This window comes from Paenibacillus glucanolyticus, from assembly GCF_037333485.1.
Lineage (GTDB): Bacteria > Bacillota > Bacilli > Paenibacillales > Paenibacillaceae > Paenibacillus_AQ > Paenibacillus_AQ glucanolyticus.
In genome coordinates this window covers 5,401,804-5,428,020 of the sequence record NZ_CP147845.1, presented here as the reverse complement: position 1 = coordinate 5,428,020, position 26,217 = coordinate 5,401,804, and the positions used below count along the sequence as shown (strand labels likewise).

Genomic DNA, 26,217 nt, shown 5'->3' with positions numbered 1-26,217 from the left:
CCATTAACCATACAAGTACGACTTCACATCGGGCCCGATATAGGCTCTCCAGATGATCAGATTGTAGGGATCGTCCCAGTCGATATTTTGCGGCTCCTCGAACATGCGGTGCAGGCGGTTATTGTTGAAGATGATGGAGCCGAACTGATCAAAAGCCACCCCGTCTACCCACAGCATTCTGTCGTCGGACAGCAGCTTGTTGAAGGAGCGGGTGTAGGGTGAATAATAACCGATGCCCTTGCCTTCCAGCATGGTGTAGAATACATTGCCTTTATTGTCCGCATGCATTCCGTCGGTCGTCGTTCCTTTGCTGCCCAGGGTCTGAACGGAATTCCGGATGATCGAATCGGGAATATTGAAATTCCGCAGCAGTCCTGTATCGATAGCGTACAGATTGCGTCCTGTAACCGCGCAGTAGAACAGCGTGCTTCTGTCAGCAGATAAAGCGATGCCGTCCGCACCGATTCGGACCGGCTTGTTCCGGTAGACCGGCTCGGTGTCGATCTCAAACCGGAAACGGGGCACGTCCTGCGTGCTGTAATGACTGTCCAGCACCCGCCGGAACTTCCTGGTTCTCATATGATAGACGATGATCCCGCCATACACCGGGTGGTCCGGAAAGCCGGAGCCTGAATCGGTAATATAGGCATAACCATTCCGGTTATCCACTACGATATCGTTCAGGAACGATGTACGGGGCGGAGCGATATCGTCCGGGATGACAATGGAATCGATCAGGCGGTTTGTGCCGAGATCCCAGATGACCAGCTTTTGCGAGCCTTCGGGTGAAGTGTCGTAAGCGATCTTTCCCTGATCCAGAATCCACATCCGGTTATGTTCATCGATCTCGTAGCCAAGGACGGATTGCAGCATCCGCACATCCCCCGGCGTATTCCACTCCCAGCTTGGAAAAGCGTCGAGCACCGGCTTGCCGTTCACCATCACAATGGTGTTCAGCGTAGCGGGAATCCCTTCCGCCCAGCGCGGAACCGATACGTAGAAGCGTCCTTGATGGTCCACTTTGATGCCTGCGGGCATGCAGTGCTTCCAATACTGATGCTCCTCGAATCGCTGCTTCATCGAAGGATTCGGGAAATTCCAGTCCAGGCGGTTCCAGTGGAAGAGCATCTGGTACGGACTTGAATAACGGTGAGCTTGCTTGGGATGAGGGTTTGCAGACGGCTGCCACGGCTTCCCCATCTGATGCGGTATATACATGTTTAAGACCTCCGATACAATGTTCGGTTTATCCGATACGAAACAGCGCACATCACCCTTGCGCTGATTCCTCTGAGTTAGTTATATGCCCAGAGGGACGGATTGGCACCGAATAAATCGATTGGAGGCCTTATAGATTACATATTACACTTGCTGAACCTTAATGAGATTTGTGTTGCCGGATTGACCGATCGGCACACCGGCCGACAATACAATAATGTCGCCTTTTTCGATGTAGCCCGTCTTGATTGCATTGCGGGTAGCGGATTCGAACATTTCGTCCGTAGTCGTAACCTTGTCGCCTTTGACCGGAATGACGCCGGACAGCAAGCAGATTTTAGCCAACACTTCTTCATGCTGCGTAACGGCAATAATCGGTGCCTGCGGCCGATATTTCGATATCATTCGCGCGGTAAATCCGCTCTCTGTTGCCGTAATGATGGCTTTGGCATTCAGGACGAGGGAAGAGCTGACAGCCCCTTGACTGATGACTTCGGTAATATCCGCCACTTGTTGTCTGGATTTGAATGCAAACTGCTCCTTGTAGTCGATCATCGTCTCGGCACGGCGGGCAACTGCCGCCATCGTGCGCACAGACTCAACCGGATACTTGCCTGCGGCAGATTCTCCGGACAGCATGACAACGTCGGCACCTTGAATCACCGCGTTAGCCACGTCACTCACCTCGGAGCGGGTTGGTCGTGGATTAACCTGCATCGATTCCAGCATGTGGGTTGCCACGATAACCGGCTTACCGGCGAGGTTGCATTTATCAATCATTTCTTTTTGCATCATAGGTACCTCTTCGATTGGCACTTCCACGCCGAGGTCTCCGCGGGCGACCATGATTCCGTCTGAAGCTTCGATGATGTCATCCAGGTTCTCCATGCCTTCACCGTTCTCGATTTTGGAGATGATTAACACATGCTCTGCACCGCGTTCCTTCAGGATGCTGCGGATTTCACGGATGTTATCGCCACTGCGCACGAATGAAGCGGCGATGATCTCGACGCCATTCTCCAGACCAAAGCTGATATGCATGATATCCCGTTCCGTCACACCAGGCAGCGTCGTCTTGATTCCTGGCAGGTTGACGCCTTTGCGCGGTTTGAGAGTACCGCCGCTAATGATTTTGCAATGAATATCCTTGCCGTCAACATGAAGTACGTTCAGGTCCACAAGCCCGTCATCAATCAGTATACGGTCACCGGGTTTAACCACTAGATGCAGTTCGGCATAATTGACCGAGATGCGTTGTGCGTCCCCCAGAATTTCCTCTGTTGTCAGGATCAGCTCCTGACCTGCCTGCAGAAGGCAGGAAGCCTCCTTGAGCTTGCCGATACGCACCTCGGGGCCTTTAATGTCCATCATGATGGGCACATACGTATTCAATTCGGCAGCTGTCCGGCGAATATTCCGGATACGGGTTGCATGATCCTCCAGCTCTCCATGTGCCATATTTAAGCGGGCAACGGTCATTCCCTCCTGGATCATGTCCCTCAAGATGTCAACGGAATCGCACGCAGGTCCCATTGTACAGATCATTTTTGTTTTTTGCATGGTTGCTCCTCCTTTAATTGTATCCTCCAGCATTTTTTTGCAGCATTCGATTGAATTAAATCATTCTTAATGATCACATTGTAGCCTGTCTTGTCGAATCATGATATGAACTATAGTACAATGATTGGAATATAGTATGGAGATGAGGTGAATCATGGGTACCCCGGTGGAAGTACGGCAAGTTAGCGGTGTCGATTGGTATGAAGAAGCTGATCCAGAGCAGGGAACGTGGCGCTTAAGCCTTGTGACATATGGAAAATGTGTATATTGGGTGAATGGAGATAAGCTGATTATGGAGAAGGGAGAGTTGCTGCTTATTCCAGCCGGTGTTCCGTATTATGGGAAGAGCATCCCCACCGTAACGCATACTCAAATCATGGTTCAATGGACCGAAGCGGTGTCGGCGGGATTGTCAGTGCTTGAACGGACAGAAGCACTGAAACATAAACCCGGCTGTTATGAGTTGATTCACGAGCGTTTGAAGGTAATTCATCAGCAGTGGCACGAGCGCCCCTCTTATTATGTCATCCTAATAGAAGCATTATTGACAGAAGTGCTGATTTATATCAGCCGCGAGCTCGACAGAGGCGCAATTACGCCGGAGAAACACCTGCATGTGGAGCGGATGAAGTCGTATATCGAGCGGCACTACCGCGAGAAAATAACAAAAGAGGAGCTCGGTGATGCCATTGCCAAAACACCCAATTACGCTGCCGTGCTGTTCAAGAGTGTCACAGGGCAGACGATCAGCCAATACGTGCATGCTCAGCGGATGAAGCGTGCGGCCTATTTGTTAACGGAATCGCAGCTGACGGTCCAGGAGATTGCCGAATTTCTCGGCTACCAGGATCTCTCCTATTTCTACAGGATTTACAGACGAGTGACGGGCAGCGCCCCGTCGGATTTGCTGCAGGAGCGTCCTCGGACGATATAGAAAAGTGAAAAAAAGAGAGGGCTAAGCCCTCCCAGCACGTGTTATTTATTGAAACGTATCATTTTCGAATAGCTGCTTCACATACGCTTGCAATTTATTCTTGTCTACGCCGAGCACCTGTGCTCGTCCGACCTTCTCGTTGGACAACAGCGAGAACGGGGGAAGCTGCTGCTGGTCGATTTTGTCCAGATTCACGTCAAAGCCGAGAGCCATCAGCTTCAGCATTTCTTTGGGGCTTAAATCAGTCTCGATGTAGGGCGCAATCGAATCCAGGATGCCCGGAAGTTTGATAAGAGAGTTCGTGGTCTGCATTTTTTTGGCGACTTCCGTCATCAGGATGCGCTGTCGTTCCGTCCGAGCAAAATCAGATTTGGCATCATGCCGGAATCGCACGTATTGCAGGGCCATTTTACCGTCCAGATGCTGCAGTCCCTGCTTCAAATCAATGTCGTACATGTGCTTGTCGGCTTTGCTGGTATAGTACATGTCTTTCTCTACTTCGATATCGACTCCGCCTAATGAATCGACAAGCGCTATGAACCCGACAAAATCCGTATATACATATTTATGTATGGGCAAGTCTAACAAATCGCCGATGGTTTGTCTGGTCAGCTCGATCCCTCCATAAGCAAATGCCGAATTCAGCCGTCCTTTGCCATGCCCGGGAATTTCTACATAAGAATCGCGCAATAACGAGAATAGATGGGCTCTCTTCGTAACCGGATCGATGGAGGCAACCAGCATGGTGTCCGATCTGCCAGCGTCATCACCGCGGGAATCCCCGCCGATGAGGAGGATATTGATGCGCTCTTTTCCTTCCCATTTAGGAATTTCAACAACTTCGTTGTGAGCCGTATCGGTTTCTTCGGCTGGCTTCACAGCCGTGGAAATATGGTTTGAGAATTGGATGATAGAATAGGTGTAGTAGGAGACGATCCCCAAGACTCCAATGGATAACAGGAGCATGGTGTATTTCAACCATTTTCTTTTCATAGTTCGTTTAACATCCTTTCTGTTATACGTTTGCATATTTGACCATTCTAGCAAACTACTGAGGAAAAATCATTTTTTCTAATAGAGACCGGGCAGGCGTAAGGAATTACGGCAATTTGGAGCCATCGTGATTTGATTATTTATATTGACAAAACATTTTGAAGCGATTACATTGTAAATGTAAACACGTGTTCACGATTCAGTGATAGTATCCGATTGATATGTCACGGAGAAATCTGCATAGAACCTTGTCTACAACCTTCTATGGACGACACAGTACATATTATATACACGCCCGTTTATGAACACGTGTTAATGAGGTGGGACTCGATTGAAAAAGTCTGAAATTAACAGCACGGAGATCGCCAGAATGGCCGGTGTTTCTCGCAGCACGGTAAGCAGAGTCATCAATAACTACCCGAATGTTCCCCAGGCTACGCGGGAGAAGGTCATGCAGGTGATCGAGCAGTATAATTACGCACCCAATTTCTCTGCGCGGATTATGTCGGGGAAGAGAACGTCGACGATCGGTTTGTTCATGGTTTCCCGCGAGGAAGTGTTTAACGATTCGCTCACCAACGCACTCATTACCCGCGTAATTGAGAGCGCATCCAAGAGAGGATATTACGTGCTGACCTACATTATCCGCAATACGAAAGACGATGACATCATGCGGAATGTGAAGAATACGTTCTACCAGCAGCGAATCGACGGAGGCATCTTTATCGGTGCAGCGAATCACGAGCCGTTCATTGAGGAGCTGATTGCGGACGGCTTTGTGGTCGGTGTGGTCGATCAGCATTTGGAAGGGCGCTCTGAGCCTAACCGGGTGATCAGCAATTTCAACAACCTGGAGGGGATGCGGCAGGGTGTCGATTATCTCTACAGTCTGGGACACCGCCAGATTGCGCATATTGCCGGAGACCCCTTGCGCTGGTCGGGACCGGAGAAGCTGGAGGGCTTCAGGCAGGCAATGGAGGCCCATGGCTTGCAGGTCCGGTCCGACTGGATCATTCCATCCAACTTCTCGGAGCGAAGCGGCTATCAATCCGTGCAGCATTGGCTCAAAGTGACAAAGGATTTACCGACAGCGATCTTTGCTTGCAACGACAGCGTTGCCTTCGGAGCGCTGCGTGCATTGAACGAGGCAGACATCAACGTGCCCGGCGATATTTCATTAATGGGCTTTGACGATCATTTGTTAAGTGCGAGGATTCATCCTGCGCTGACGTCCATTCATGTGGATTTTTCCGATATGATGGATGCTTTGACCGGCAAATTGATTGAAACGATTGAAGTCAGTTCGACGGATTCGAAGCGTTATGTGGGAACAACCGAGCTGGTGATCCGGGATTCCTGCCAGCCATTGCGGTGATGCATACGACAGCGTATTAGATTGGTTAACCATCAAGTTCAGTTTGATCCAGGAGGTTGGCTTACTCAGGTAAGCTGCTTCTTGATTCAAAATAAACACGTGTTCACAAAAAAGGAGGGTAGCCATTCGCGTAATTTGCATCCAAATCAATAGAGAAATAAGGAGACGAGAAACTTATCCTAAACGAAAAGAGGGATTGGCCAATGAAGAACAGGGGATGGGTCTTGCTGTTGACTGTCTTATGCTTCAGTCTCGTTTTTACTGCTTGCACAGGTGCCTCAGAAGAGCAGAATGCAGGCGGAAACTCATCGAATGGAGGGAAATTAACGTATTGGTATCCATGGGGCGGCGATTCGGAGAAATGGGATCAATGGCGAATGGACGAATTTACGAAGGAGTATCCGGATATTGAGTTTAATGCTACTTATGTTCCGCCAGATGGCGGCATTTCGAATGGCAAGCTGCTTGCAGCGATTTCCGGGGGCAACCCGCCGGATGTTGTCATTACGAATGAATATGCAAGCGCATACGCACTGGCTGCCCAGGGGGCATTGATGCCGATCGACGACCTGCTTGCAGCTACGGATTTTAAAGAGGATGAAATTCTGGATGCTTACCGGGATCTAATGAAGGTGGAGGGCACAACGTACCTGTTCCCTGAGGATTCCAACGTCAACTTGCTGTACTACAATGTGGACCTGTTCAAGGAAGCCGGTCTCGATCCCGATCAGCCACCACAAACCATTGAGGAGCTGGATGCTGCGGCTGAGCAATTAACGAAGCTGAATGGCGATAAAATCGATCGACTGGGCTTCATCCCTTGGCTGGACGCCGGGGACGAGTCGTACATGTGGGGTTATATCTTTGGCGCAGATTATTATGACACCGCTTCCAAACAAGTGAAGCTCGATGATCCGCACCTGGTAGAGATGTACAACTGGATGAACACGTACGCACAGAAATATAATCCCGAGAAAATCAAATCGTTCTCTTCCGGTTTTGGCGGGGCGTTCTCTCCGGATCATCCATTCTTCTCGGGCAAGGTTGCGATGACCATCAACGGCAATTGGTTCAGCAACGCATTGAAGCAGTATGCTCCGAATGTGAATTATAAGGTAGCTGCGATTCCGGCACCGGATGGAGGGCGGAAGAACTCGTCCAACTTCGGCACGAATATCTTCATGATTCCCAAAGGCGCGAAGAATCCCGAAGCCGCCATGAAATTCATTCTGTTCGGGGTGAAACCGGAAATTATGGCCGACAACATCAACCAGTGGCGTTCGCTGTCCATATACAAGGAGCAAAACGACGCAATCAAGTGGGATAAAGAGGGAGATGAGATCTATAAAATCGTGCGTGAAGTCGCAAGCTCCCCGGATTCCGGCCATCCGGCGCTGACGGCGGTTGCCAAGGAGATGTCCAACGAGCTTATGCTGCTGCGCGACAGCGTGATCTATAACAACCATGATCCGCAGCCATTGCTTCAGGCTGCCCAGAAGAAGCTCCAGGAGGAAGTAGACAAGAAGAAGTAAGGGCGGCTTGATCAAGCTGTTATCAGTTGTAGGCACTAGTCAGCCGGACCTTCCGGTTAGAAGAAGTGTGAGGTGGTTTCTATCCGCACCAAATTCAAGGGACAGTCTATTGAAACCTATGTCATCTATATCATTCTGATTTTGGCCGCACTTGCTTATATCATCCCGTTTCTGTGGCTGATATCCGGATCGCTCAAGAGCAATACGGAGCTCTTCGCGGACCCGCCGGTTTGGATTCCGTCCGAGCCGGTATGGTCCAACTATGTAACCGCATTTCAGCAGTTTCCGTTCTGGCTGTACTTCAAGAATACGCTCTACATCTGCGCAATGGCGATCCTTGGCGGAGTATTAGCTAATACGCTGGTTGCTTACGGCTTCTCCCGCATTGAATGGAAGGGCCGCGATGCCTTGTTTATCGTAGTGCTCATGACGATGATGCTGCCGTTTCAGGTGACGATGATACCGCTGTTTGTCCTGTTCCAGAAGTTCGGCTGGATCGGAACGTTCAAGCCGCTGGTGGTTCCGGCCTTCCTTGGCAATGCGTACTTTATCTTTTTGCTGCGGCAGTTTTTCATAGGCATCCCCAAAGAGCTGTCCCAATCGGCCAAGGTGGACGGTGCATCGGAGTTTCGTATTTACTGGCAGTTAACTCTGCCGCTATCCCTGCCCGTCATTATAACGGTGGCGATCTTCGCCTTCACAGGAGCCTGGGGAGACTTTATCGGTCCGCTCGTCTTCCTGAGCGATAACAAGCTGTATACGCTGTCGCTTGGCATCCAGCAGATTATGTCCGTCAACGATCCGCGCTGGACGCTGCTGATGGCTGTCGGCGTGAGTATGACCCTGCCGGTACTCGTCATCTTTTTCCTGCTTCAAAAATATTTCATCCAGGGGATTACCTTCTCGGGAATTAAAGGATAGAGGGGAGATGGGGGCATCATGTCTTCCAAGACAGACCGTAAAAATCTGAGGAATGGGCTGCTGTTCATTTCACCCTGGATCATCGGGTTCCTGCTATTTACGGCATATCCATTGTTCAGTTCATTGTATTACTCGTTGACTGATTACAACATCATCAATGAGCCGGTGTGGGTGGGTCTGGACAATTACGTCAAGCTGTTTACGGGGGATTCCTTATTCTACAAGGTGCTGTACAACACGCTGTTCATGATTGTGGTTGGCATCTCGGTGACAACGGTCGGGTCGGTATTCATCGCGATTCTGCTGAATAACCGGCGCATTCGGGGCTTGGCTTTCTTCCGGGTGGTGTTCTTCCTGCCAACGCTGGTTCCGCTTGTTGTGCTGTCGATTCTCTGGATTTGGGTGCTGCAGCCGGACAACGGCGTGCTTAATACGATTCTCGGGTTCATCGGGATCGAGGGACCCGGTTGGTTTTCCAGTCCTTTTTGGGCAAAACCGGCTTTTGTGCTGATGGCACTCTGGGGCTCGGGACAGATGATCATTATTTATCTGGCAGGGCTCCAGGGCATTTCGGATTCCCTCTACGAAGCGGCTTCAATCGATGGGGCCAGCTCATGGAGACAGGTGCTTCATATTACAATTCCAATGCTGAAACCGGCGATTGTATTCAATGTCATTACGGGCATGATCGGGACGCTGCAGTCTTTTGCGGAATCCTTCATCATCACAAACGGCGGTCCGGACGGCTCCACGATGTTCTATTCCCTGTACCTGTATCAAAATGCCTTCCAGTATGCCAAGATGGGCTACGCTTCGGCCATGGCCTGGATCCTGCTCGTCATTGCGCTGCTGATCACTTTATTTTTATTCAAGCTATCCAACGGGTTTAAAGCGGAGGAGTAATCTGCTCCGCGTTAATATACCAAGCCATCAAACTTGATCTTAGAAGGAGATATGGAAACTATGGAGCAAAGTATGCTGGGAACCAAAGTCATTACACAGATCGGAATTATCGTGAAAGATATCGAGAAGGTGGGAGCGAGTTATGCTAAATTTTTCGGCATCCAGCCTCCGGCATGGTTCTGGACCGATACTCGGGAAGTCGCACAGACCGAATACAACGGCGGTCCTTCGGAAGCCCGTTCGAAGCTGGCTTTCATTGACTGCGGCCAGCTGCAGGTGGAACTGATTGAGCCGGATGAGCAGGCATCGACTTGGCGCGAATTTCTGGATACGCATGGCGAAGGGGTCCACCACATTGCATTTGTCATTGAGGGGATGAAGGAGAAGCTTGAGATTCTGAATGGCAGCGGCATGCCTCTAATCCAGAAGGGGGAATATACGGGCGGCCGTTACGCCTACGTGGATACGTTTAGTGAGCTGAAGGTACTGATCGAGCTGCTGGAGAACGACAAATAAGAATTATCTTCATGATAGAAGGAGAGAGCCGAATGAATCATATGGAGAACAATCACTTGCTCAAAATGGGAATCGTCGTCCATGATATAGAAGCGGCGGCCCGGCACTATTGTGAATTATTCGGCATGGAGATGCCGCCTATATCGATACCCGATCCGCATGCCGCACCGGAACCGACGGAGGATTCGTATACGTGGCAGCGGGGGGAGCTTCGCCCGACCCGGACGAAGATGTGTGTCCTGAAGATGGGACCGATGGTGCTGGAATTGCTGGAGCCCTATGATGAGCCGAGTCCGTGGAATGAATACAAGCAATCCCGCGGGCAGGGCGTGCATTTTGTAATGTTCACCGTAAACGGTTTTAATCAGCATATTGATTTCCTGGAAGGGAAAGGGTATCCGCTGAACCATAAAGGCGAGTATGGGGCAGGCCGTTACGGCTATTTTGACTCCGAAGATAAACTTGGCGTTACGCTTGGATTGCAGGAGCTCGGTCCGAAGCAGGATTAGAGAGGTATGCACAACGGGAACGAGAAGAATGACCCCATTCGCAGAGAAGGAATAGAATGAAGTCAACCATCAAAGGGGTGAACCATATTGAACATCGTGATCACCGGAGCTAATAAGGGGCTGGGCCTCGAACTGACGAGGGAGGCGCTTGGCCGCGGGCATCAGATCGTGGCGGGTGTACGGAACACAGAGAGCAGTCATCCAGAGCTTCGAGCATTGCGATCCGACTACCCGGCGCAATTACAGATCATGAATCTTGATGTGGATCAGGAAGCCGTCATTGCGTCCGCGGCAGAAGAGATCCATGAGATGTGGGATCAAGTGGATGCGGTCATTAACAATGCCGGCATTCTGAATGGCCGGGATCAAGTCATCGAGAACTTAAACTTTGACGATGTCGAGAAGAGCATGCAGACCAATCTCTATGGGCCCATGAAAATGGTAAAACATCTGCTGCCACAGCTCCGCAGGAGTTCGGCACCCGCCATTATCAACGTATCGTCCGAGGCTGGCTGCTTCACGGGCGCCTATGGCGGCGATTATCCGTATGCGATATCGAAGAGCGGACTGATCTTCTTCACGGCCCAGCTCCGCAAGGCGCTTGCTGCCGATAATTTCATGGTGTACGCCGTGCATCCCGGTTGGATTCGTACCCCGATGGGCGGAGATCAGGCACCGGGTGATCCCGTGGATACCGCCAAGGGCCTGCTGGATCTGGTGGAACGCCGCATGGTGCCGGAGCAGGACGGCTGGATGATCAATCATAAGGGCGAGACGATGCCTTTTTAGATCAGGGCCTGCGTTTCGATCCGGATGAGTGCTGCACCAAGGAAAGGAGGAGTTTATAATGGCACAACCCAAACACATACTGGCCATCGTTGGCGATTTTTATCATGACAGACAGCTCGCCACGGATTCCCTGAACCGAATCGTGAAGCCCTTTGTGGAACAAGGCTTGGTTCAGCTTCGCTATGGGGCCGTAACCGAATTAGCCGATAGGCTGAAGGAACAGCCGGATGCGGTGGTGCTCTTTGCCGAGGATCGGATTGATCCTCAAGGGAGCCCTGACAAGCGCTGGATGACCAGCGAGGCGGAGCATCAGATTCAGGCTTATGTTGCCGCCGGTGGCGTATGGATAGCCTGGCACTCGGGGCTCGCGTCTTATGCGGAGGATGGAGAGTACGTTAACATGCTGCGCGGCAGCTTTGACTATCATCCGGATGTGCACCGCGAGGTGATCTATACGCCTGTAGCCGGGACAGCTCTGGGAGGAGGGGGCGATCGCTTCGGCTTTCTGGATGAGCATTACTTTGTGCATTGCCGGGAAGAAGAGACGGAAGTGTTCCTTCGTTCGGAGTCTGTGGACGGGGAGTCCGTCGCGGGCTGGGCTCATTCTTACGGAAGCGGGAAAGTGGTCTGCATCACGCCTGCCCACCGGGAGGAAGGACTGATGAACGAGGCGTTTGCAAGCGTAATGAGACAAGGGGTTGCTTGGGGATTGGAACTGGAACAGCCATAATGGAATTGCATGACCTGAAATCAGGAGAACATGAGACGTCTTATATGCGATATAGTATACGGTAAGAACTAGATGAGGCGGGTGCAGAAGCACTCGTCTTATTTTTAGGTTTTTTCGGTTTGACTCTCCTCTAAGAGGAGGCCTTAGACTGAAGGTCGAAGGAGGGAACACCTATGTTATATACGGTAAAAGAAGTGTCGATTCTGTCCAAGGTGACCATCAAGACACTGCATCATTATCATAAACTCGGCTTGCTCTTGCCTGCCGAAATAAGTGATGCCGGTTACCGGTTGTACGGGACGAAGGAGCTGGAACGGCTGCAGCAAATCCGGTTTTACCGGGAGTTGGATTTCTCCTTGGAGCAAGTTAAAGAGCTGCTGACGGAGACGCCGGAGCGGCTCTCCATCTTGTCAGAGCAGGAGCAGCTGCTCCAGGAGAGGCAGGATCGGCTGGAGAGCATCCTTCAGACCTTACGGCGTTCCATTCATTACACGAAGGAGGGTCTGGCGATGGAACCTCAAGATCTGTTTAATGGCTTCGGCAGTGCAGAAGAATGGGAGGATGCGTTAGCGGAGCAGAATCAGCATCTGAAAGAGCAGTATGACGTGGATTTGTTGGAGGGGGAGCCTGTCGATGTTTCCAGTATGAACGAGCAGGCGAGGGAAGCAGCCGCTTTTATGTCCGCCATAGCGAATGCTCTCATAACCGGGATCAAGCACGATGATGAGCGTGTTCAGCTTTCGATTCGGAATCATCTGCAGTTTATGAACGAGCAGGGTCACACCTTCTCGGCTGCCGATTTTGCGGGGCAGACGAAGTTCTTCCTGCGCGATGAATTTCATCTTCGAATGCTGGAGGAGCAGCAGACGGGATTGGCTTATTATCTGCATGCTGCTGCGGAGGCGTACGCGGAAGTGTGATGAGGCCGGGTGAAACGGTCAGTCGAATGCCAAACAAGACACCTTCTCTATAGTGAAAGGTGTCTTGTTTTATATGGCTTATATGAGAGGGTCAGGTCCACCGCGCCGCCCACAGCTTCATTTCCTTGCAGATGACGTGCAGATCCATGCCCTTGGGGGTCAAGGTGTACTCGACCGTAACCGGAACGGTAGGGAATACCTCGCGTTCAAGCACGCCCTGCTCTTCCAGATGACGAAGCGTTGTGGTCAGTGCCCGCGGACTGACGTTCGGGATCTTTCGCTGGAGCTCGCCAAACCGTTTCGTTCCGCCGAAGAGCTCGCGGATGACAAGAAATGCCCATTTTCCGCCTAAGACCAGTAGCGTTTTTTCGATATTGCATTCGATATGTTCGGGTGTTTTGGGTATGTAGCTGCTCGATTTATTCCCCATCATGAAAGGCTCCCTCCGATATTCTACTAACTATACTCAAGTATATCAGCTATCCTCTCTATAATATAGTGAAGAACATTTCACTTCTTCCCTAAGAATAGGAACTAATTTAGAATAACAGATGTACCACCATCGTTATCTTATTGAAGGAGGAATTGCAATGAAATATAGAAAATTGGGCCGCACAGGTCTCAAGGTCAGTGAGATCAGCTTGGGAAGCTGGCTTACATACGGCGGTTATGTTGAGCGCGAGAATGCGGTGAACGCCATCAAGACGGCTTATGACCTGGGTATTAACTTTTTTGATACAGCGAACGTCTATGAAAAGGGTGCGGCTGAAGTGTTGGTTGGCGAAACGCTGAAAGCGTATCCGCGTGAATCGTATGTGCTGGCGACCAAGGCTTTCTGGCCGATGGGTGATGGTCCGAACGATCGCGGCTTGTCCCGCAAGCACATTATGGAGCAGGCGCATGCCAGCTTGAAGCGTCTGGGTCATGATTATGTTGATATTTTCTACTGCCACCGTCATGATCCGGAAACACCGCTTGATGAAACTCTTCGCGCGCTTGATGATCTCGTTCGCCAAGGAAAAGTGCTGTATGTTGGCGTCAGTGAATGGCAGGCTTCGCAAATCGCGGAAGCATTGACCGTAGCGGATCGTTATTTGCTGGACCGTATCGTGGTAAACCAACCGATCTACAACATGTTTGAACGTTATATCGAGAAAGAAATTATTCCGCTCAGCGAGCGCTCGGGCATCGGTCAGGTGGTATTCTCCCCGCTGGCCCAAGGACTGCTCACAGGGAAATACACCTCCGCTTCGGATATTCCAGCCGACAGCCGCGCTGCGAAGCTGGATTGGATGCGCAAAGGCATTACCGAGGAAAAAATCGCGAAGGTTCATGAGCTTGAGAAGATTGCGGCAGAGCTTGAGGTGTCCGTAGGCAATCTGGCGCTTGCCTGGATTCTGCGTCAACCAAACGTTGCCAGTGCGCTTGTCGGCGCAAGCCGTCCGGAACAGGTAACCGAGAATGCGAAGGCATCCGGCATTGAACTCAGCGAAGAGGTTCAAACTCGCATTGAAGAGATCCTGAAATAGAAAAACAGCAGGCCAGCTTGAAATGGAAAGCCGCTCAACCATTCGTTGAGCGGCTTTTTTTTGGCGTGGTTTATTTAACCCAGTCGATATGTCGCAAATGGCTTGGCATACACAAAGCCGTTGCTGACTTCGTCCAGGCTCGAACCTAGTGTCTCATCGATCTCGATTTCCAGACTCTTCAGATTATCATCCAGCTGCTCGGTTTTCGTAGCGCCGACAATGACCGTGGACACCGCAGGGCGATTCATCAGCCAGGCAAGGGAAAGAGCGCTTGGGGAATGACCGTGCTCTGCGGCGAGCTGACTGACTTGCTGACCGAGCTTTAGATTGTGATCTTCCAGGAAGCGATTGAAGTTCGGATCAGTCTCGGCACGGGAGCCGGAAGGCGTGCTGCTGCCTTGGCTGTATTTGCCGGTAAGAATACCGCCAGCCAGAGGGAAATACGGAATGATGCCAACGCCCTGATCCAGACAGAGGGGGACCAGCTCCAGTTCCGGTGTTCGGTCCGCGAGAGAGTAACTCGTCTGGGTGGACACATACCGGGCATATCCTTTAAGCTCGCTGATGCCAAGCGCCTTCATAATTTCCCAAGCTGCATAGTTGGAGGCGCCGATATATCTCACTTTTCCCGACGACATCAGGTCATCCAGCGTGCGCAAGGTTTCCTCAAGAGGAGTATGGGGGTCAAAGGTATGAATCTGATACAGGTCCACATAATCCGTCTTCAGCCGCTTAAGGCTGTTCTCAAGCTCTTGCAGCAGATGATAACGGGAGGAGCCCCGCTCATTGGGTCCCTGGCCATTCACAAGTCCTGCCTTCGTAGCCAATACGACGTTATGACGCTTGCCGGACAGTGCTTGTCCAATGATTCGTTCCGATTCAGAGCCCGCATAAATGTTGGCGGTATCGATGAAATTGATGCCATGGTCCAGTGCATGGTCGATAATGCGTGTCGAAGTCTCTTGATCGGCCCTTTTGCCAAAAGCATTCGTGCCCAGGCCGAGCTTCGAAACCTTGAGTCCGCTGCTTCCGAGACGGCAGTAGTTCATCTTGATCGACTCCTTTATGTACAGATTTACTATAGTATAAACATTTTCACGGGAGCGGTCCAAATGGATCAGGTGTGGAAGAATGATATTTATGTAAGATTCTACATCTTTTTCGACATTATCAAAAAAAATGATTAACTTCCATACCATCAAATGGTAATATAGTCATAGGAAAAAAGATTCGGTTGCGCCATGGGGGATACTACATAAGAACTACATAGATTTGGAGAACGACTTCTTTTTTCACTAATCGTTGGGGTGTGAATCATGAAGATCTATTTGAAAAATGATGCTGGAGTTACCAAGCAAGTGAAGGTTGGTTTTAGCTGGACAACTCTGTTTTTTGCCTTTTTCCCGGCTTTGTTTCGCGGCGATCTGAAGTGGGCTGTTATCATGTTTATTCTTTCCGCCGTTTTCGGTTCTTTTACGTTGGGAATCGGAGCTTGGATCAGTGGAATCGTATTCTCCTTTGTGTACAACAAAATTTATATTAAAGAAATGCTGGAGAAGGGCTATCGTCCTGCCACGGAGGATGCAAGAGTAGTTCTCGAGAGTCATCGCATTATCGCCAGAGTAGCCTAATTTTATCTTTGTTAAGTTATCCCAAGCCTGGATTTTGAATGAATCGATCATTCAAGCTCCAGGCTTTATTACGTCTAATCGTGTACAGCACGGCACTGTTTTGTGTCTACCTTCAAAAGGCTGCGGGAAATCTCCTGAGGCTCCTTGCGATAGGGAGGATACTACGTTAGTATAGTTACGTACCAATAGGAAGGGGTTATTATAATATGAATGAAGCTATTTTCAATCAATTGGATTTTGCTAGAGGCGGAACGATCAAAACGGTAGAAAATGTAACGGAGCAAGAGGCCAATATCATTCCGGAGGGATTCACGAACAATATTCGCTGGAACCTCGGACATATCTACACCGTGCATGAACAGTTCGCTTTTGCAACGGCTGGTGAGCCTGTACAAATGCCGGAAGGCTTCGAGGCATGGTTCGCAACCGGTACCAAGCCTGCGGATTGGACCACTGAGCCGCCTGCGTTATCCGAACTGGTAGCGCTTTTGCAAGAACAAACCGCGCGTATTCGCGAAACCTTCTCGAATCGTCTGGACCAGTCTCCAGCACATCCGCTGACCATCGGTCCACTGACGTTCCAAACCGTGGGCGAGCTCCTTGCGTTCAGCATGTATCATGAAGGCATGCATACGCAGACCATCAAGTCTTATAAGAAAATGATACGTTAATCATGAGAAGCGATAGAATGGTATCCTTGCGGATGCCTTCTATCGTTTTTGGTTTGCCCCCTGGGATGATCGATCCTTATAATGAAATTAGCTGATTGGAATAACGATTGGAGGATATTACGATTATGGCTATAGAAATAGAACGCAAATACCTTTTGCCGGCATATCCCGATGCCTTGATTCAGGAAGGAATACTCGTGGTTGAGAAAGAGCAGTTCATCGAGCAGACGTATTTGGCACTGGACGGTGATCAGGAGCTCAGGGTACGCAAAATACAAGATTTGAAGTCCGGCCGGCTAGAGTTCACCCATACGTTCAAGAAGGGCTGGGGCATTGCCCGCGAAGAGATAGAATACGCCATTTCGGAGGGGCTGTATGAGCAGGTGGTGCAGGCGTTTGGAGCGGTTCCACTGACCAAGCGAAGAGTAACCGCCAGATGGGACAATACCTTAATTGAAATCGATGATTACGCACAGATCCAGATGCTTGTGCTTGAAGTGGAGTTTCCTTCTATGGAAGCGGCAGACGGCTTTGTGCCTCCGGCGTGGTTCGGACAAGATATCAGTATGGAGAAACAATACAGCAACAAGAAAGTATGGCGTGATCTGCAAGTGAGCAAGGAAGCGTAGCTTTACGATCCGCTGCCCGTTCCCGTTGTAAAAGACCAAGTGCGGCTGTGCCACGCTTGTGTGCCTTCTAACCGATATTTTACCGAAACTGTATAGGTGTGGAGTCCTCGCAATATTTCCTTGGGGAACAGGAACAGGGTGTCTCTGGATATCTCTTCGTAAAAATGAAGGAGGGCACCCTCCTCATCCGTAATGGCGGCCTCAAACTTATCGATCGGACCTGCAGCCGTCGCTGAAATGATATAGCCTGAATGTTCCACGTCAAATTGGACCAAGGGATTAGGCGTCTCAAACCCGTAAAATCCAATTCCGGTATTCTGCATACCGTCGTAAGGATAGATGGCGAGGCCGCCAGCGATGGGCGATGTTGTGCTGCCTGCCAGGTTCACGACAGCCGTGCCGCCAACGAGAGCGATCCCGATCTCCTGAAAGTTTGGACTCAGAACCATTTGACGGTGGTATGCGGTATCCAGCCAGCCCTTCATGGCGTTCAGACTGCTCTTCTGGCGAAAATGCATGACTTCGCCTGATGCATACCCCTGCTTGGAGGGGGACACATAACCTGCGGCCGCTAGTCGATCTCGGATACGGGTTCCGCGATAGCCGGGAAGCCCAGCCTTTTCGTTATGGGCGCTCAGATTGGGCGTCACCTTATTTATATTGAAGTAACGGGCATGAAGCTCAGCAGCTTCGGTGATCCGGTCATTTAAGGTGACAGCAGGCAGTCCGGCTTTAGCTCGAACCTCATTCAAGTAGGCGAGCGCTTCGTATTGATCCCGGGAATATGAAGTGAGGCTGGAAGTTTCGATTGTGCTGGCGGATAGTTCAACGTTTCCTGGCCAAGCGCCGGTTAGTGCAAGGCTTGTGATCAGCATCACAGCAGCTGCGATACGTGCAATCACAGATCCACATCGACGGGGGGGATGCAGCATGGATGGAAATTCTCCTCTCAAGCATAGTTTCAAGAGAAGGGATTCGATGGACTTCTTCATTTCTCCTGCTCGCCGTTTCCTGTATACCATTTATGTGCAAAAAAAACGCAAGCCCATCCTGCGGCTCGCGTTTTTTTAATGTGTAGATCAAATGCTACTTAAACCGCCCATACTGCTTACCGTAAGACAAGACGCGTTTGTACAAGCTTCGGTCCTTTAAATTCTTGAGCGGATACACTTGGGGGCGGGTATTAACCTCCAGAATCCAAGGTCTGCCGCTGGAATCGATGGCCACATCGAGACCCAGTTCTTTGAAACCGCGGTAATGCCGGTCAAAGTTATAACCAGTGGCAACGCCTATCTCCTTCAGCTCAGATTCTGCCTTCTGGATAAAGGCAGAATTAAATCCTGCACCACTCATCGTTTTATGGAAGGTGCCAATGCTGCCTCCCTGGTTATAATTGGTGGCTACCTTGCCCGGGCTGCCGATTTTCGTGAACAGGACGGTGCTGACCCATTTTCCCTGACTTGTCTTCTGTACCATGACCCGGATATCGAATGGCTTGCCTTTGCTTTTGGCTAACCGAATTCCTTTTTGGAGCAGATAGGGACGTTTACCGGCAAAGCGGTTCAACTCCCGATACAATTCGGAAGAACTTGAATACGTGGTTTTTTTGGTGTTAAGCTGAGTTTGGTAGCCTCCGTCGGTTTTGCGGATCCGAATAATGTTATTGCCGCCAGATCCGCCGGTTGGCTTGAAGTAGACGTTGGAATAGTCGCCCAGCATGGTGGACAGGTTTTTTTTGTTAAACGTCAGGGTGACCGGTACATATTTTCGGAAATAGGAATCTTCAAGCAACCATTGCGTTTTCTTCCATTTGCTCTTGATGGTGCTGCTTTTATATTTCATAGTTAAGAGGCTCACCTCTCTTTTTTTGTTCAGCATATGCCGAAAAAGTAGAGCGAGCCTCCACGATGGCCTTGAATCAAGCTATCTGCCTGAGAACAATTTTTTATCGAAAAACAACAAGATGATAAATAAAGCTGCTGCGACAAGCAGTATGGAAGCTGGAATGATAAAAGCCAGCAGTGTAGCCGTATTCTGCATCTGATAATACATCAACATGCCCAGGGGCATGATCCCGCCTCCCAGGAGGCTGGTCCAGAAGTGCAGTGCAGCCGTTTTTTTCATACTGAGTTTCTCCCGAAACACGTAGTAAAACATGCCGTAGGCAAACAAGGTCAACCAGCCTACCACCAGGATGTGGGCATGGCCTGCAACCATGCTGTAGCTGCTTCTTCCTGCCATATCCGCTCCGATTAAAGCGCCGATGAGTGTATAGATGGCCGCAATTCGCATCAGCCATTTGCCGTAGTTCAATATGAGATATTCCCCCTTGCATAAAGAATCAGTCTCAAGTATACAAGAGTTATATGAACGGAGCATGAACAAAATAGGATTCGGAATTGAATAGGGGAACATCATCTACTATAATCAGGTAGATCTGTCATGAAGGAGTGAATGTTCCGTGCGAGACCCGCTTATAACCTATTGTCTTTCGAAGAAAGCTGCAACCGAGGACTATCCGTTTGGACCGCTTCCGCTTGTGATGAAGGTCGGCGGCAAAATGTTTGCCCTGATTACGATAACGGAAGAGAAGGTCAGTCATATCTCCCTGAAATGTGATCCCGTGATCGCTGAGAATTTGCGTGAACAGCATGAAGCAGTACAACCTGGATATCACCTGAACAAGAAACATTGGAACACGGTAGCCATCGATGGCTCCCTAACGGAAGCGGATGTACACGATATGATTGATCATTCGTATGATTTGGTGTTGAAGAGCCTGCCCAAAACACAGCGTTTAGCCATCTCCCAGCGGCTGGTATGATATCATCTGAAACAGCCATAATCGCCCTCTTGGCAGAATGGATACAGATAGGGTCTGTCATCCGCTAGCCAGAGGGCGATTATTTAACATGAGTTAGCTTAGCCCGGCCCCATCCATTGCACCCGTTTCTTCATTAGAATGGTTTCATGCCTAACGTGTCTACTTTCTCTCCTGTAATATCTACGCCCATGCGGTTTGTAATGTCGCGGTAATGGCCGGCCCGCCGCTGTACCGGACTTCCTTCGGTTTCTCCAAGGTTCGCTTCCAGACCGTTCAAGACCATAACCGTTGTGCCGAAGCCCGGATCTCCCAAGCCCCTGAACTTCTCCAGCGGGGAAGGCTTCCATCTGCCGACCATGACATCATGAGCAGATGGCTTCGGGTTCTGCGGTGTCATCCAGAACAGGATAGCAGTCATGTAGCCGATTTTGCCATCGGCGGCAACGATCTCCGGATTGTCCAGAAGCACGCTTTTGTCTCCGTAAATAATAGAGCTGAACAGGCCATAGTTGAAGTTCCAGCTCAGCATGATCGGTCCGCGGCCGTAATAACGCTTGTCCGGTGTTCCGGGGTACAGCTCAGCGCTTGCCGGATCAACGAAGGCATCCTGGTTGACACCTGTCCGGCCGGCGATGTTTTCATTCCAGAACAGCCCCCAACGCAGAGGACCTCCCGGAGCGGTCGCCCAGCCTCCGCCTGTCTCGTGGGACAGGTTAGCGAGGAAGGCGGCAAGTTCACGCTTGCGGTCCTTCTTGAATCCTTCCTTCAGGAACGTTCCGCCGTCAATGATAACGGTTTCAATTGTTTTGTTCCGGTTGCTGGCTGAGTTAAAATCTGCTGAACGCACCACAAGTGTTTCTACCCGGCCGTCCTTGTCCAATCTATAAATCTCTTGGGCAGAAGGTGTTCCTTGCCGCGTGCGGATCTTGATCTTCAGATTGGACACTTCCGCTACCGCATGTATGAGATTGTCGTATGAGAAATAATCCTTCTGATCGGCTTTGTAGTATTCTTTGCCCTTGGCGACCTTATACCATTCCTCTGAGCCGAGCCGGTATGGGAACAGCGCTTCGAAATCTTCTTTCGAGAGGAGCGCTTTAACCGCTTCGATAGCTTTCTCCGGGGTATAATCCGGGTCGAGATCATCCCAGTTCTGAACGATTTCCTTGCGGCTGATCAGTCGGTGCTCGCCGACTGCAAGAGAGCTGCTCTGAGACTGACTGACTTGTGCAGGAGCTGAGGTGCCAGATGTGCTGGATTCGAGGCTGACGTTCAGAGTCGCGGGTGATGCTGCGGCCTGAGGTGTTTCATCGGCTGCAAAGGCATGAAGCGGCGTCATGAGGAGTGTTGCACTCAGGGCTGCAATCATACTTCGCTGGATGGTTTTGCCGGATAACGGATACTTCCACAGGGTCATACACATTCTCCTCTTTATCATTGGGATGGATTACATTGCCATCATATATACGGTATGTCGTTTTGTACATAGTCAGGAAATCCCACGAGTTTACGATCAATGAACACTTAAGATGCTGACGTGCTCAATCGAGCGGAGGGAGATGTATCGATTGGCAGGGGATTTGCTGTGGAATGAATGGGGATACCGTCGAACCACCGATACGCGGATTCATAGTGTACTCCGACTTGAAGACTAGTTTTCCATGCCAAAAACATTATAATGTTATTATGTTTTTGATCATATTAATCTGTTATTCTATGGAAATGGCGGTGTGTTTCAATTTGTTCTGTTCATTTCCGTAGATTCATATATATTAGAGGATAATCATCTTATAGACGAAGAAGGGTTAGCTGACATGAGATTATTTGTTCGGGAGAAGGGATTTTACAAAAGCTTTTTCTGGCTGACGCTTGTGATCGGGATGCAGAACCTGATATCAGTCGGTGTGAACTTGTCAGACAACGTCATGCTGGGAGGGTATAGTGAATCGGCTTTATCGGGTGTTGCCCTCGCAAATCAGATCCAATTCCTGCTGCACATGCTGGTTATGGGGGTATGTGAGGGGCTGGTCATCATGTCGTCCAGATTCTGGGGAGCCAAGGATTTAGGCTTGATCAAAAAAGCGGCAAGCATCGGAATGCGCATGGCCATACTCCTCAGCGTTGTGTTATGGGTGATTGTTTTCTTTTTCCCGCATGAGGTGCTGTCCTTGTTTACGAAGGAAGAGAATGTGATTGCTGCCGGCGTGGAATATTTAAAAATCATCTGTTTCTCGTATATCTTCTTTGCCATTACCAGCTCCCTGCTGGCCTCCTTGCGGAGCGTGGAGACGGTAAAAATCGGTTTCGTGGTATCCTTATCCACGCTGATCATCAACATTTGCCTGAACTATATCCTCATATACGGATATTTGGGATTTCCGGAGCTTGGTGTGGCCGGATCGGCCATTGCAACGCTGACAGCGCGAATCATTGAATGCATCATCGTCATCATTTATATTAAGCGATTTGACCGTAAAATTTGGTTGAAGCTGCAGGATTTCCTGCAGTTCGATATGGGACTCTTCAAACAGTATATCCGGGTCGGATCCCCAATCCTGATGTCCAACACGATCTGGGGCCTTGCGATGGCTGCACAGACGGCCATTCTTGGGCATATGGGGGAATCGGCCATCGCAGCAAACAGTATCGCCACAACGATCTTTCAGATGGTGACCGTCATCATATACGCTTCCGCCAGTGCAACGGCTGTAATCATTGGAAAAACGATCGGCGAAGGCAGAATGGACAAAATCATATCCTATGCCAAAACGCTGCAGATCCTGTATATCCTCCTGGGTTTAGTGACGGGAGCTGTGCTGTTTATCATCAAGGATCTCGTGCTGGGTCTATACTCCATTTCCGATGAAGCCCAAACACTCGCACTGCATTTCATGACGGTATTGTCCATCACCGTAGTCGGAACGGCCTATCAGATGCCGGCTTTGACAGGCATTGTGCGAAGCGGCGGAGACACCCGCTTTGTGCTGTACAACGATTTAATCTTTATGTGGCTCATTGTACTGCCATCTTCGGCACTGTGCGCGTTTGTGTTCAATCTGTCGCCACTCGCCATATTCATCTGTCTGAAGTCTGATCAGATCCTGAAATGCTTTGTGGCTATCGTGAAGGTCAATCGTTTCAAATGGATACGATCCTTCAGTTCGTGAGGAGATCATTTGCTGATTGATTTGCATAGACCAAAAAAGGAATCCCCGGTTCGACTGAGGGGGATTCCTTTTTTGTTACAGTCCGATTTAATCGTCCAGCAGGTTTAATGACTGGGCTCTTACCAGTGCCTGTGTACGGGAGGTAACACCGAGCTTATCGTATAATCTGGATAAATATACCCGGATCGTCCCTTCGGACAGGCCGAGTGCAGCGGCCATCTGCTTGTTGGCAGCACCTTGCAGAATAAGCCGCAGTAAATTCTTCTCATTTCGATTCAGCTGTTCTGGTAGAGCCGATTGAGACGAGGTAATATGGGGGGTATCTGCCTTGACATGATTGGGAAAATATTCCATAAGCATTCTCGCATAATGATGTGTCTGAATGAGCCCCATATCCACGTCCTCTTCTTGCGCTGGGTGGGAAGTATAACGCATCAACAGTTGATACATGTCCTCTCCTTCGTCAAGGAAGGTGCGGACATAACCGTTCTGTGCACCTAAACGCAGTGCTTCACGAAGAAGTTGAAGAGACTGCTTGCGTTGACCACGCTGGTACTCCAGCAAGGCTTGCAGGCATGTGATTTCCATGATGCTGGATATTTGCAACTCACGCTCTGCCTGGGGCTTTAACAGCTCCAGAAGGTGCAGCGCCTCAGTTTCTTTGCGCTGTTTGCCTAACAGGCGGACAAGCGCCAAATATTCAGGTTCCCGGCTGTAGGTCGGTCGATCTTTGATTGAAATGGGGAGAACGGCGAGTTCTTTTCGGGCATCGGTTATACGTCCTTCCCGAACATAAATCAAGCTGCGCACGGTTCTCAGTGAAGATAGCCACGAGCTCTCTTTTCTGCAGCTGGCTGCGTCCCATGCTTCATCCAAAACATGATGGGCAAGATGAAGTTTACCCTCGGCAGCATACAGTCTTGCTTCGGTAATATGCAGAGGTATGAACAAACCCATTGTTTTTTGGGAAGGAGGGGCTTTTCGGAGCTGCATCAGCAGCTGGCGACATTCCGCTAGGCGATTCCACTCATAGTAACCTTCACATAATGACATCTTTACATATAAATTCATGAGCGAATGATCCCAGCCATGGGCTTCCAGTACCCCGGTAAACAAATGCGCAATCCTTTCTGTATCCGCGGAAAGAGCGCCCTTCATACCAAGCGAGGTGCGCCTTACGTAAGGCTCCTGCCGATTATAATCAAACTGATAGTAGATCGGATTGTCGGGCGTAAGATTGTCAAGGATGCCCTCACTGAAAGCAAACCATTCGGCAAAATCCCCGTTCAAAAAAACAAGATTGGACCGCACAAACAGCATGCTGCTTCGGAGCTGCTCTCGTCGGCTAGATGATGGGAGGTTGCTGCACGCTTCCTCGATGTTCGCGAGCATACGCTCAGAACGTTCAAGATCCCCCATCAGAACGACAACAAAGGTATGCAATAATGACGTTTCCAGCGTGACTGGGAAGCTTGTCGGGACGCGATCAAACCATTGCTGCAAGGTGGTAAGCTCCCCTCGCTCAAGCACGGTTTGCGCATGCTGCTCCAGCAAGCCCACCGCAGACTCGATATCCTGCGCTGCAAACATATGGTCGATGGCTTCATCTGTGGAGCCGATGGAGGCGTAATATTGGCCTGCGAGTCGATGACGTTTAACATATTCCCCGTCACACTCACGCTGCAGCAGGTTCTGCAAAAATTGCGAGAACAGATGATGATAGCGAAACCAGGTATGTTGTTCATCCAGTGGCACAAGGAACAGATTCTGCTTCCGCAATTCTTCCAGCATAGATCGGCTGTTATCCGAATCGGTTACGGCATCGCATACTTGGACGTTCAATCGGGAAAGGACGGCGGTCTGGAGCAGAAAGCGAAACACCTCGGAAGGCAATTTCCCCACCACTTCCTGAAATAAATAACTCGAGACATGAAATTGATCGCCTTTGATCTCCTCCATGAAAGGTTCTAACCTGCTGCCTGAGCGAAGGGAAAGAGCAACGAGCTGTAGCCCGGTAATCCAGCCCTCGGTTCGGTCCAGCAATGTTTTCAATTGCATCGAATTTGGCTTGGGATAGCTGCTGTCCGAGGCATGGCGGAAAAAGCGCTTTGTCTCATCGGAGGTGAATTGCAGCTGATCCGTTCCGATGTGGTTGATCTTGTGATCAGCCCACCGCTTAACGGTGGAGAACGGCAGATCCGTACGGGATGAAATCAATAAATGAATATGCCCAGGGAGGTAATCAATCAAGTACGAAAGCCCTTCATGGATTGGCGTATAGTAAATGCTGTGCAAATCTTCCAGAATGAGATGAAGAGTTTCATTCCACTCATACAAGTCGCTGATCAGCGTATCCAGATAAGCTGTAATCGACACGCCGGGCAGCAGTTGCGTATGGTTCATAAGCCGTTCTCCTTGCTGCTCTGGAAGAACCGAAGCAATGGAGGCCGTAACGTACCTCCAAAAGCGGACGGGATCGTTATCCCGTTCATCCAGTGACACCCAGGCGCACCGTTCGCTTACTGCATGAGCCCACTGCGCCAGAAGCGTGGATTTGCCATATCCGGCCGGCGCGATAACGGTGGTCAGATGTCCAAGCTGGCCGGCAGCCATATTATGCAGCAGCCGATCTCGGGGAACAAGATGCTCCCTAAGTCCGGGAACGCTGATTTTCATTTTCAGAATAGGTGAATTGATCGGTGGATTCATAGGATACCCTCGCAATATACGAACTCTTTTATTAGGGAATTGAGTCGAGATAACTAGATTATATGAAAAAAATGATGAAAAGTTAACGTTTGTCAATCGTTTCGCTTCCATTTATTTGATAGCATACTTGGTGCCGAGGTCCCACTTGAGAGTATGG

Annotated in this window: 26 protein-coding genes; 16 read left to right on the top strand and 10 right to left on the bottom strand. The window is 50.0% G+C overall.

All coding sequences use genetic code 11. The annotated features are described in order from the left end of the window. Positions 1–3: 3 nt before the first annotated feature. Together WDY75_RS25380 and pyk are read right to left on the bottom strand one after the other, a co-directional pair. Complete coding sequence (locus WDY75_RS25380; protein WP_006208438.1) at positions 4–1,218, bottom strand: L-dopachrome tautomerase-related protein; 1,215 nt, start codon at positions 1,216–1,218, stop codon at positions 4–6. A 144-nt stretch (positions 1,219–1,362) separates the two neighbouring features. Next, a complete protein-coding gene (gene pyk, locus WDY75_RS25375; RefSeq protein WP_063478707.1) occupies positions 1,363–2,778 on the bottom strand; it encodes a pyruvate kinase in 1,416 nt (471 codons plus the stop codon). Between the two features lie 154 nt (positions 2,779–2,932). Between pyk and WDY75_RS25370 the strand changes: the two genes are divergently transcribed. Beyond that, a complete protein-coding gene (locus WDY75_RS25370) occupies positions 2,933–3,712 on the top strand; it encodes a helix-turn-helix transcriptional regulator (protein WP_063478708.1) in 780 nt (259 codons plus the stop codon). 45 nt (positions 3,713–3,757) lie between these two features. On the opposite strand, the gene WDY75_RS25365 is transcribed toward WDY75_RS25370, so the two are convergent. Beyond that, positions 3,758–4,705 (bottom strand): LCP family protein, encoded by a 948-nt coding sequence (locus WDY75_RS25365; protein WP_063478709.1) that lies wholly within the window; start codon positions 4,703–4,705, stop codon positions 3,758–3,760. A gap of 331 nt (positions 4,706–5,036) precedes the next feature. On the opposite strand from WDY75_RS25365, the gene WDY75_RS25360 reads away from it, so the two are divergent. The 9 genes from WDY75_RS25360 to WDY75_RS25320 all read left to right on the top strand — a co-directional run bounded on the left by WDY75_RS25360 (position 5,037) and on the right by WDY75_RS25320 (position 12,900). Beyond that, positions 5,037–6,080, top strand: coding sequence for a LacI family DNA-binding transcriptional regulator (locus WDY75_RS25360; RefSeq protein WP_006208442.1), 1,044 nt, complete (start codon positions 5,037–5,039; stop codon positions 6,078–6,080). 203 nt (positions 6,081–6,283) lie between these two features. Beyond that, a complete protein-coding gene (locus WDY75_RS25355) occupies positions 6,284–7,612 on the top strand; it encodes an ABC transporter substrate-binding protein (protein WP_006208443.1) in 1,329 nt (442 codons plus the stop codon). A 72-nt stretch (positions 7,613–7,684) separates the two neighbouring features. Further along, positions 7,685–8,533 carry a carbohydrate ABC transporter permease gene (locus WDY75_RS25350; RefSeq protein ID WP_006208444.1) on the top strand — a complete coding sequence of 283 codons (849 nt, stop codon included), beginning with the start codon at positions 7,685–7,687 and terminating at the stop codon, positions 8,531–8,533. An 18-nt stretch (positions 8,534–8,551) separates the two neighbouring features. Then, positions 8,552–9,436 (top strand): carbohydrate ABC transporter permease, encoded by an 885-nt coding sequence (locus WDY75_RS25345; RefSeq protein ID WP_063478710.1) that lies wholly within the window; start codon positions 8,552–8,554, stop codon positions 9,434–9,436. Positions 9,437–9,496: 60 nt separating this feature from the next. Next, positions 9,497–9,952, top strand: coding sequence for a VOC family protein (locus WDY75_RS25340; RefSeq protein ID WP_063478711.1), 456 nt, complete (start codon positions 9,497–9,499; stop codon positions 9,950–9,952). A 32-nt stretch (positions 9,953–9,984) separates the two neighbouring features. Then, complete coding sequence (locus tag WDY75_RS25335; RefSeq protein ID WP_036642846.1) at positions 9,985–10,461, top strand: VOC family protein; 477 nt, start codon at positions 9,985–9,987, stop codon at positions 10,459–10,461. Between the two features lie 96 nt (positions 10,462–10,557). Next, on the top strand, positions 10,558–11,250 hold the full coding sequence (locus tag WDY75_RS25330; RefSeq protein WP_231888108.1) for an SDR family NAD(P)-dependent oxidoreductase: 693 nt from the start codon (positions 10,558–10,560) through the stop codon (positions 11,248–11,250). A gap of 58 nt (positions 11,251–11,308) precedes the next feature. After that, positions 11,309–11,980: a ThuA domain-containing protein gene (locus WDY75_RS25325; RefSeq protein ID WP_063478712.1), complete on the top strand. Its 672-nt coding sequence runs from the start codon at positions 11,309–11,311 to the stop codon at positions 11,978–11,980. A 173-nt stretch (positions 11,981–12,153) separates the two neighbouring features. Further along, a complete protein-coding gene (locus tag WDY75_RS25320) occupies positions 12,154–12,900 on the top strand; it encodes a MerR family transcriptional regulator (protein WP_063478713.1) in 747 nt (248 codons plus the stop codon). Between the two features lie 91 nt (positions 12,901–12,991). Here the strand turns inward: WDY75_RS25320 and WDY75_RS25315 are convergent, their stop codons facing one another. After that, positions 12,992–13,330: a winged helix-turn-helix transcriptional regulator gene (locus WDY75_RS25315; RefSeq protein WP_036642884.1), complete on the bottom strand. Its 339-nt coding sequence runs from the start codon at positions 13,328–13,330 to the stop codon at positions 12,992–12,994. 160 nt (positions 13,331–13,490) lie between these two features. Between WDY75_RS25315 and WDY75_RS25310 the strand changes: the two genes are divergently transcribed. Further along, complete coding sequence (locus tag WDY75_RS25310) at positions 13,491–14,429, top strand: aldo/keto reductase family protein (RefSeq protein WP_006208452.1); 939 nt, start codon at positions 13,491–13,493, stop codon at positions 14,427–14,429. Positions 14,430–14,503: 74 nt separating this feature from the next. Here the strand turns inward: WDY75_RS25310 and WDY75_RS25305 are convergent, their stop codons facing one another. After that, a complete protein-coding gene (locus WDY75_RS25305; protein ID WP_063478714.1) occupies positions 14,504–15,478 on the bottom strand; it encodes an aldo/keto reductase in 975 nt (324 codons plus the stop codon). A 267-nt stretch (positions 15,479–15,745) separates the two neighbouring features. On the opposite strand from WDY75_RS25305, the gene WDY75_RS25300 reads away from it, so the two are divergent. The 3 genes from WDY75_RS25300 to WDY75_RS25290 all read left to right on the top strand — a co-directional run bounded on the left by WDY75_RS25300 (position 15,746) and on the right by WDY75_RS25290 (position 17,360). Continuing rightward, positions 15,746–16,060 (top strand): hypothetical protein, encoded by a 315-nt coding sequence (locus WDY75_RS25300; protein WP_006208454.1) that lies wholly within the window; start codon positions 15,746–15,748, stop codon positions 16,058–16,060. 206 nt (positions 16,061–16,266) lie between these two features. Then, positions 16,267–16,731, top strand: coding sequence for a DinB family protein (locus WDY75_RS25295; RefSeq protein ID WP_006208455.1), 465 nt, complete (start codon positions 16,267–16,269; stop codon positions 16,729–16,731). Between the two features lie 125 nt (positions 16,732–16,856). Next, positions 16,857–17,360, top strand: a complete 504-nt coding sequence (locus tag WDY75_RS25290) for a CYTH domain-containing protein (protein ID WP_006208456.1) — start codon at positions 16,857–16,859, stop codon at positions 17,358–17,360. A gap of 2 nt (positions 17,361–17,362) precedes the next feature. On the opposite strand, the gene WDY75_RS25285 is transcribed toward WDY75_RS25290, so the two are convergent. The 3 genes from WDY75_RS25285 to WDY75_RS25275 all read right to left on the bottom strand — a co-directional run bounded on the left by WDY75_RS25285 (position 17,363) and on the right by WDY75_RS25275 (position 19,673). After that, on the bottom strand, positions 17,363–18,292 hold the full coding sequence (locus tag WDY75_RS25285) for a CAP domain-containing protein (protein ID WP_063478715.1): 930 nt from the start codon (positions 18,290–18,292) through the stop codon (positions 17,363–17,365). Between the two features lie 154 nt (positions 18,293–18,446). After that, a complete protein-coding gene (locus WDY75_RS25280; protein WP_006208459.1) occupies positions 18,447–19,202 on the bottom strand; it encodes a YheC/YheD family protein in 756 nt (251 codons plus the stop codon). Positions 19,203–19,283: 81 nt separating this feature from the next. Further along, positions 19,284–19,673 (bottom strand): hypothetical protein, encoded by a 390-nt coding sequence (locus WDY75_RS25275; RefSeq protein ID WP_231888012.1) that lies wholly within the window; start codon positions 19,671–19,673, stop codon positions 19,284–19,286. Between the two features lie 148 nt (positions 19,674–19,821). On the opposite strand from WDY75_RS25275, the gene WDY75_RS25270 reads away from it, so the two are divergent. Further along, the gene (locus tag WDY75_RS25270) at positions 19,822–20,184 is read left to right on the top strand and encodes an MmcQ/YjbR family DNA-binding protein (protein WP_063478716.1); all 363 of its coding nucleotides are present in this window, start codon (positions 19,822–19,824) and stop codon (positions 20,182–20,184) included. A 133-nt stretch (positions 20,185–20,317) separates the two neighbouring features. Here WDY75_RS25270 and WDY75_RS25265 read toward each other — a convergent pair whose 3' ends face one another. Next, positions 20,318–21,601, bottom strand: coding sequence for a chitinase (locus tag WDY75_RS25265; RefSeq protein ID WP_063478717.1), 1,284 nt, complete (start codon positions 21,599–21,601; stop codon positions 20,318–20,320). Positions 21,602–21,998: 397 nt separating this feature from the next. Here WDY75_RS25265 and WDY75_RS25260 point away from each other — a divergent pair, with 397 nt between their 5' ends. Further along, positions 21,999–23,351, top strand: a complete 1,353-nt coding sequence (locus WDY75_RS25260; protein WP_063478718.1) for an MATE family efflux transporter — start codon at positions 21,999–22,001, stop codon at positions 23,349–23,351. Positions 23,352–23,438: 87 nt separating this feature from the next. Here the strand turns inward: WDY75_RS25260 and WDY75_RS25255 are convergent, their stop codons facing one another. Then, positions 23,439–26,060 carry a LuxR C-terminal-related transcriptional regulator gene (locus tag WDY75_RS25255; protein ID WP_063478719.1) on the bottom strand — a complete coding sequence of 874 codons (2,622 nt, stop codon included), beginning with the start codon at positions 26,058–26,060 and terminating at the stop codon, positions 23,439–23,441. Positions 26,061–26,217: the final 157 nt, after the last annotated feature.

Coding starts and splice junctions, on each gene's coding strand:
- WDY75_RS25325 (WP_063478712.1), top strand. CDS start 11,309: ATGGCACAACCCAAACACATACTGGCCATCGTTGGCGATTTTTATCAT.
- WDY75_RS25355 (WP_006208443.1), top strand. CDS start 6,284: ATGAAGAACAGGGGATGGGTCTTGCTGTTGACTGTCTTATGCTTCAGT.
- WDY75_RS25310 (WP_006208452.1), top strand. CDS start 13,491: ATGAAATATAGAAAATTGGGCCGCACAGGTCTCAAGGTCAGTGAGATC.
- WDY75_RS25340 (WP_063478711.1), top strand. CDS start 9,497: ATGGAGCAAAGTATGCTGGGAACCAAAGTCATTACACAGATCGGAATT.
- WDY75_RS25335 (WP_036642846.1), top strand. CDS start 9,985: ATGAATCATATGGAGAACAATCACTTGCTCAAAATGGGAATCGTCGTC.
- WDY75_RS25295 (WP_006208455.1), top strand. CDS start 16,267: ATGAATGAAGCTATTTTCAATCAATTGGATTTTGCTAGAGGCGGAACG.
- WDY75_RS25345 (WP_063478710.1), top strand. CDS start 8,552: ATGTCTTCCAAGACAGACCGTAAAAATCTGAGGAATGGGCTGCTGTTC.
- pyk (WP_063478707.1), bottom strand. CDS start 2,778: ATGCAAAAAACAAAAATGATCTGTACAATGGGACCTGCGTGCGATTCC.
- WDY75_RS25255 (WP_063478719.1), bottom strand. CDS start 26,060: ATGAATCCACCGATCAATTCACCTATTCTGAAAATGAAAATCAGCGTT.
- WDY75_RS25380 (WP_006208438.1), bottom strand. CDS start 1,218: ATGTATATACCGCATCAGATGGGGAAGCCGTGGCAGCCGTCTGCAAAC.
- WDY75_RS25260 (WP_063478718.1), top strand. CDS start 21,999: ATGAGATTATTTGTTCGGGAGAAGGGATTTTACAAAAGCTTTTTCTGG.
- WDY75_RS25305 (WP_063478714.1), bottom strand. CDS start 15,478: ATGAACTACTGCCGTCTCGGAAGCAGCGGACTCAAGGTTTCGAAGCTC.
- WDY75_RS25300 (WP_006208454.1), top strand. CDS start 15,746: ATGAAGATCTATTTGAAAAATGATGCTGGAGTTACCAAGCAAGTGAAG.
- WDY75_RS25365 (WP_063478709.1), bottom strand. CDS start 4,705: ATGAAAAGAAAATGGTTGAAATACACCATGCTCCTGTTATCCATTGGA.
- WDY75_RS25370 (WP_063478708.1), top strand. CDS start 2,933: ATGGGTACCCCGGTGGAAGTACGGCAAGTTAGCGGTGTCGATTGGTAT.
- WDY75_RS25320 (WP_063478713.1), top strand. CDS start 12,154: ATGTTATATACGGTAAAAGAAGTGTCGATTCTGTCCAAGGTGACCATC.
- WDY75_RS25265 (WP_063478717.1), bottom strand. CDS start 21,601: ATGACCCTGTGGAAGTATCCGTTATCCGGCAAAACCATCCAGCGAAGT.
- WDY75_RS25280 (WP_006208459.1), bottom strand. CDS start 19,202: ATGAAATATAAAAGCAGCACCATCAAGAGCAAATGGAAGAAAACGCAA.
- WDY75_RS25290 (WP_006208456.1), top strand. CDS start 16,857: ATGGCTATAGAAATAGAACGCAAATACCTTTTGCCGGCATATCCCGAT.
- WDY75_RS25315 (WP_036642884.1), bottom strand. CDS start 13,330: ATGGGGAATAAATCGAGCAGCTACATACCCAAAACACCCGAACATATC.
- WDY75_RS25285 (WP_063478715.1), bottom strand. CDS start 18,292: ATGCTGCATCCCCCCCGTCGATGTGGATCTGTGATTGCACGTATCGCA.